The sequence below is a fragment of the Microcoleus sp. BM001215392 genome (genome assembly GCF_036700185.1).
GTDB lineage: Bacteria > Cyanobacteriota > Cyanobacteriia > Cyanobacteriales > Microcoleaceae > Microcoleus.
Genome location: NZ_JAUBOJ010000428.1, coordinates 1 through 5,869, shown reverse-complemented (window position 1 = coordinate 5,869; position 5,869 = coordinate 1). Strand labels below are relative to the sequence as shown.

General features: G+C 50.4%; 6 protein-coding genes. 2 read left to right on the top strand and 4 right to left on the bottom strand.

What is annotated here, in order from left to right; genetic code table 11:
- Window positions 1-232: 232 nt before the first annotated feature.
- Window positions 233-808: an orotate phosphoribosyltransferase gene (gene pyrE, locus QT974_RS29780; RefSeq protein WP_333471994.1), complete on the bottom strand. Its 576-nt coding sequence runs from the start codon at window positions 806-808 to the stop codon at window positions 233-235.
- An 83-nt stretch (window positions 809-891) separates the two neighbouring features.
- Between pyrE and QT974_RS29775 the strand changes: the two genes are divergently transcribed.
- Entirely contained in the window at window positions 892-1,419 is a 528-nt protein-coding gene (locus QT974_RS29775) for a hypothetical protein (protein ID WP_333471993.1), read from the top strand.
- Window positions 1,420-1,508: 89 nt separating this feature from the next.
- Here the strand turns inward: QT974_RS29775 and QT974_RS29770 are convergent, their stop codons facing one another.
- A complete protein-coding gene (locus tag QT974_RS29770) occupies window positions 1,509-2,261 on the bottom strand; it encodes a pentapeptide repeat-containing protein (RefSeq protein ID WP_333471992.1) in 753 nt (250 codons plus the stop codon).
- A gap of 20 nt (window positions 2,262-2,281) precedes the next feature.
- Window positions 2,282-2,926: a hypothetical protein gene (locus QT974_RS29765; RefSeq protein WP_293298216.1), complete on the bottom strand. Its 645-nt coding sequence runs from the start codon at window positions 2,924-2,926 to the stop codon at window positions 2,282-2,284.
- A 352-nt stretch (window positions 2,927-3,278) separates the two neighbouring features.
- On the opposite strand from QT974_RS29765, the gene QT974_RS29760 reads away from it, so the two are divergent.
- Window positions 3,279-3,599, top strand: coding sequence for a WGxxGxxG family protein (locus QT974_RS29760; protein ID WP_333471991.1), 321 nt, complete (start codon window positions 3,279-3,281; stop codon window positions 3,597-3,599).
- A gap of 310 nt (window positions 3,600-3,909) precedes the next feature.
- On the opposite strand, the gene QT974_RS29755 is transcribed toward QT974_RS29760, so the two are convergent.
- Window positions 3,910-5,869: hybrid sensor histidine kinase/response regulator (locus QT974_RS29755; protein ID WP_333471990.1), on the bottom strand; the 1,960-nt coding region annotated here is incomplete at its 5' end.

Genomic DNA, 5,869 nt, shown 5'->3' with positions numbered 1-5,869 from the left:
TGGAAGAGGGCTCTCGCATGACCGCATATAAGTTATTAGTTATAATCTCCTATTTTGTGCGGTCATGCTATAGCCCATACGGATATATTCGCTTGCATTGAGATGCACCCCGCTTTACTACTAATTGGTAGGGTGCGCATTGCGCACCTTACTAATAATTGATGAAATTTCGCGATCGTGATGGCGAGAGCCGATCGCCCAACCCAACTCGGCATACAATAAATTTAGATTCCTATTGCTTGCTATTGAGCCATTGTTTGAGATCGGCGATCGTAAAAACAGCCTGAAAATCCAATCCCTGCTCGCGATACAACTCGGCTCCACCTTGCTCTCTGTCTATGAGCGACAACACTCGATCGACAATATAACCGGCTCCCCGCAGCCTCTCCACCGCCTGCATCGCCGACTTACCCGTCGTTACAACATCTTCCAACACCGCCACATTCGTCCCCTCAGCCAACAGCGGCCCCTCAATATAAGCCATTGTCCCGTGTCCCTTGGTCTCTTTGCGGACAATTAGCGCCGGAATCGATGCACCTTCGAGAGCCGAAACCACGCTGACAGCAGTGACAATCGGGTCAGCACCCAACGTCAAACCGCCCACAGCCTGCACCTGAGGAGGTAGCATCGAGAAGAGTAAGCGCCCCGTCGCCAAAGCACCTTCAGCGTGCAAAGTCACCGGTTTGCAGTTGATATAATAAGAACTTTTCTGCCCCGAAGACAGCACAAAATCGCCTTCGCGATAGGCAAACTCGCACAACAAATCCAAAAGTCGATCGCGCAACACCGTTAAATCAGCAGCATCCATAAGTTACACCTTGTAGAAAACACTAATAATCCGCCGATAATCAGTTTATATTGGAACCGTAATTAATCTAGAAGCTGAAATATATGAGTCAAAAGTTAAAAAGCATCAGCAGTGCGTTGATTCTGGCTGTGACATCTGTCGCACTCACATCCGTCACAGCAGCCCAAGCAGAACCAGCTCGATTTCACCCGATTGGCGACGACTTCAACAGACAATTCTTTGAAGCTTCAGGAGACTTTTACCACAACGTCAGCTTGCAAGGATACTTGGGCGACTATTTAGGTATCGGTGCGCCCAGCGGCGTCGTTGCCTTTCCCGAAAAAGAAATGGAGCGGGATGCCAGCCGCGTCAGCGGGATGTACCGACGAGTCATGCAGCGGCAGGTTTCCAGCGATCCGATTCTCCGCGTCCCGGATGCCACCAATCCCTTTGATGCCTCAATTATGGCATTGCCTCCAGCTTGCCAGATAGCATCTCAACCGAGCGGCTGTTTCCCAATTTCCCCTGCTGGAGTTCAAGAGCCATTTGTACCCAGGCAGGAGCAAGAGCCACAGGCAGCACCAGGCCCGGTTAGAGGACTGTACAATGTCTCACCGGTTCGTGGAAATTAATTACCGATGAGAAAATTGGTTTGATGGTTCGGACTTTAGTCCTGATTTACTCAAAGTCACAGAAAGGACTAAAGTCAGAACGATCAAACTTAGGATGATGAAAGAATGCTGCCGTCAGGCATGATTGTTTCTTTCAAATGAGCGCCGTCGAGATTAGCTCCCGCCAAATTTGCTCCTCTGAGATTTGCCCCTGTCAAATTCGCCCCTCTCAAGTCAGCTTTGCCGAGATTTGCCCACCTTAAATCGGCAGCGCTCAAGTCGGCAAAACTGAGATTTGCTCGGAAAAGATATGCTCCAGTCAAATGAGCTTCCCCGAGATTGGCTTTAGAGAAATTGGCTGCGTAAAAATGTGCTTCAATCAATTCGGCTTGATTGAGATTGGCTTGACTGAGATTAGCATGATTGAGGTTCGCGCCGATCGCATTAACTCGAAACATTGCCGCCCCGATTAAATTCGCATCTCCTAAATCGGTTTGTTGGAGATTCGCAGCACTGATGTCCGCCCCAATTAGATTAGCACCGCTCAAATCTGCCCCCCGGAGGTCGGCCGCTCGGAGATTTGCTCCCGTTAAATTCGCTTTAACTAATTTAGTATTGAGGAGTTGTGCTCCTGCAAGATTTGCTAAACTGAGATTAGATTCAGCGAGGTTTGCTGTAATTAATTTAGCCTTAAACAAGTCTGTTTTAAACAGGTTTGACCTCCCAAGATACGCACCTCTAAGATTTGCTTCAGCGAGGTTAGCTTCGCTCAGATCCGGTTCGAGGTTTGGGTTGAGATTTCTCCATTCAATCCAAGTAACTGCACCTTTTTTTAACAGCGCTAAATGCTGTGTGTTTGCCATAATTGCATCTCCTATAACCCCTATTCCTTGCGACCAAAAACTGCTGGATTTTCGCGACCAGATACGCTTTCCACCGCCGCAATTGCTGCCTGAGAACCTGCGATAATATCTCGTTCTGCGCCGCCGAGGTACAGCCGTCCGAAACTACCGACAGCCTGAACCTCTAGGATGTTAATCGATGCACCTTTTTCTGCTTCATTGGCAGCCAGCGCTGCATAGGCTGCCGGTTCTACTTCCAAGACATAAAGCGTTTGTCCCGCCAGCAGCAACTGTCCGCGCCTGCTGCGGTTGATTAATTGCGTTTGGTGCGGGTCAATGTTGCGAATAATTTGGCTGGAAATTACTCGCGGTTTGATACATTCTTCTCTGCGGACTCCGATGAATTCTAGAATTGCTTTGCCGGCGGCGCGGGTTTCGCCTTGCTGGCCCGAGTGTACTTCCAGCAAGCCGTACAAGCGCTCGACTATCTGCACTCCCGGGCGCACGGAGGCTGATTTGAGGGCGACATCGGTAATTCGGTTAATTTCAATACCGGGCGAGATTTCTATCCACAGCGACGCATCCCCCGGCAGCGGCAAGAATCCGGCGGCGACTGTGCCGATGTATGCTGCGTGCTGCGGCTGCAAGTTGTCTAGAAATACGTAGCTGCGTAGCTCTATTCCCAATTTGTTTCGATCTCCGTCATTCGAGCGGTGAGTGTTGTCTGTGCAATACTTGAGTTTACCTTTTTTTGTCAACAGTAGATTGTCTCTATGATTGTTGACTGTTAACTGTTGACTGTTGACTGTTTGAACAATACCGATGCAACCAGAAACGATACGAGACAACCCGCGCTCCTTCTCGTTCGGGGCTTTGCGAGCCATGTTGAATTTTGTGCGGCTGCTAAATATTTGATATCAATCTGTAGTAATAGCTGGAGTTTATCAATCTTTACTGCTACAGGTGGATTTAACTTTAAAAGGCGATCGATATAGTGATGATAGTTAAAGAATTTTGCCAACAGAGAGCATTTGAATTATGAAACGTTCTGACTTATCCAAAGCAATCGGTGCAGGTATTATCGCTGCTGGTCTAGCCATTGTACCAGCTAATCTGCCTGCTTCAGCTCAGACAAATACAGCTCCGGGTACTAACAGCAGAGATACCACCACTACCACTACTACTCCTCGCTCTGGTGTCTACACTGCTGAGAACGATCGCGATTTTGATTGGGGATGGTTGGGCTTGCTCGGCTTGTCCGGTTTGTTAGGTTTAATGCCCCGCAAACGCGAAGAAAATGTCCGCTATACCACTACAACAAGCGATCGCGACCCGGCAGTTCGTACAGATTACCGCTAATACTAGGGTATAACGGACTGTGGGCATGATGCAGGGACAGGATGTTTTAACCTGTCCGAATAGCGCTAACAATTATCAAAAAACCTCCATCTGTGAGGTTTTTTTGTTTGATACGATCGGCAATCAATGGGTTCGTAGTGAGGACTTTAGTCCTCAGACCAAGAGAGGACTAAAGTCCTCACTACAAACCTATTTTATTTGTTTTTTCTTTTTCTTCTTCTTCTTCTTTTTTATTCGCGTTCTTGGCGCCTTCTTGCTGTCGTTAAATAAAGATTTTAAGCAACTTGTTAGCAGCAAAAAACAGTTTAAATTAAACAATATTTTTGCCCGATCGCTCCACGAGCAAATCCAGCATTGTTTGCAGCAACTTGTCGGGTTCTAAAGGCTTAGAAATGTGGCGCTGGAAGCCCGCAGCCAGCGCCTGCTGGTAGTCAATTTCTCCAGCATAAGCCGTCAGGGCGATCGCAGGCACAAGTCCGCCTTGCTCTGGCGGCAGAGCCCGCACCTGCCGCAGCAACATATAACCGTCAGTGTAGGGCATTCCAATATCGCTCAACAGCACATCCGGCACAGACTGAGTTAACAGGGTTAAGGCATCGTCGGCGCTAGCAACTGCTGTCACGCTGGCGCCACAATCCTCAAGCAGAAAAACCACCAAATCTCGCGCATCGGCATCGTCATCTACGGCTAACACCCGGATACCGCTCAAATTGAAAGATGACTCCGGCGCCGTCTGGGCAGGAATTGTCTGAGGTTGCACCGGCATCAGGGGTATCCTGACTGTAAATGTCGCGCCTTGTTCTTCGCCTGTACTGTCTGCTTTCACTGTGCCACCGTGGAGTTCGACGAGATGGCGGACGATCGCCAATCCTAAACCCAATCCGCCAAACTTGCGCGTGAACGTGCTGTCTGCTTGCCGGAAATAGTCGAAGACGTAGGGCAGAAAATCTGGTTCAATGCCTTTACCCGTATCAGTTACAGTAATTAGAGCGTCGCTGTCAACCCTCAACAGCTTGACTGCGATTTTGCCTCCGGGCGGCGTGAACTTGACGGCATTTGACAGCAAATTCCACACGACTTGCTGAAGCCGGCGCGCATCGCCCAACACCGAGCCCAGATCCGGTGCCAATTGTGTGCAGATTTGAATCGACTTGACTTGAGCCGACAGATGCACCGTTTCAATGGCGCTGCCGATCGCCCGGGCTAAATCCACAGGTACAATATTCAAGCTGACTTTGCCTTGCAGAATCCCCGACACGTCGAGCAAATCTTCGATCAGCTCGGTTTGGAGTTTGGCGTTGCGCTCGATCGTTTCTACGGCGTAAAGCTGTTTTTCCGGTGTCAGACTGTTCGATCGCAGCAGCTTCGCCCAGCCTAAAATCGGGTTTAAGGGAGTCCGCAATTCGTGGGACAAAACAGCCAAAAATTCGTCTTTGACGCGGTTAGCGCGTTCTGCTTCTGCTCTGGCGGCTTTTTCCAGAGCTAGCAGGCGTTCCCGTTCCGCTTCGGCATTGAGGCGATCGGTAATGTCGGTGTTGGTGCCAAACCAGCGCAGCACATTGCCGATCGCGGATCGGATCGGCACAGCGCGGGAAAGAAACCAGCGGTAAGATCCGTCTTTGCCGCGCAGGGGGAAAGTATCTTCCCAGGCTTCGCCTGTTTCAATGCAGCGCCTAAATTTTGCGACAACCCGATCGACGTGTTCCGGGTGGTGCACCTGCTGCCAGCCCCAGCCTTGCATTTGTTCTCTTGTGGTACCGGTGTAGTCAAACCAGCGCTGGTTGTACCAGAAAATCCCGCCTGTGGGATCTGTCATCCAGGCTAGTTGAGCGATGTTGTCAGCGAGAGCGCGGAACCGATCCTCGCTTTCGTGCAAGTCTTGGACGGCGATCGCGTGCCCGATCGCAGGCCAGAGGCGAGCCACCACTTCTTGCACCAGCGAAATTTCATCGGGCCGCCAGTGCCGCACCGCCTGTGATGCCACCAACAAAAGAGCCACCAAGCGCCCTTCCTCAAGGCAGGGAACATCGACCAAAGCGCGAACGGAAACGGCAGCGTAGCTATCGATAAAAGGTGCTGTCTGCACGCAATTAACGATATCTGAGATGACAAGTGTTTGACCTGCGAGACAGAGAGCTTTCAGTTGCGCCGTCTTAAAGTCGGAGATGGGATAGGTGCCGGCGACGCTGGCGAGATCGGGCTGGTGCCAGTCTTGGTTCACAATTGCCACATCGGCTTCTAGATCGATTTCGTGCCACACGCAGCGATCG

Bases quoted from the DNA above. Each gene is read 5' to 3' on its own strand.
- QT974_RS29770 (WP_333471992.1), bottom strand. From the start codon at position 2,261: ATGGCAAACACACAGCATTTAGCGCTGTTAAAAAAAGGTGCAGTTACT.
- QT974_RS29760 (WP_333471991.1), top strand. From the start codon at position 3,279: ATGAAACGTTCTGACTTATCCAAAGCAATCGGTGCAGGTATTATCGCT.
- QT974_RS29775 (WP_333471993.1), top strand. From the start codon at position 892: ATGAGTCAAAAGTTAAAAAGCATCAGCAGTGCGTTGATTCTGGCTGTG.
- pyrE (WP_333471994.1), bottom strand. From the start codon at position 808: ATGGATGCTGCTGATTTAACGGTGTTGCGCGATCGACTTTTGGATTTG.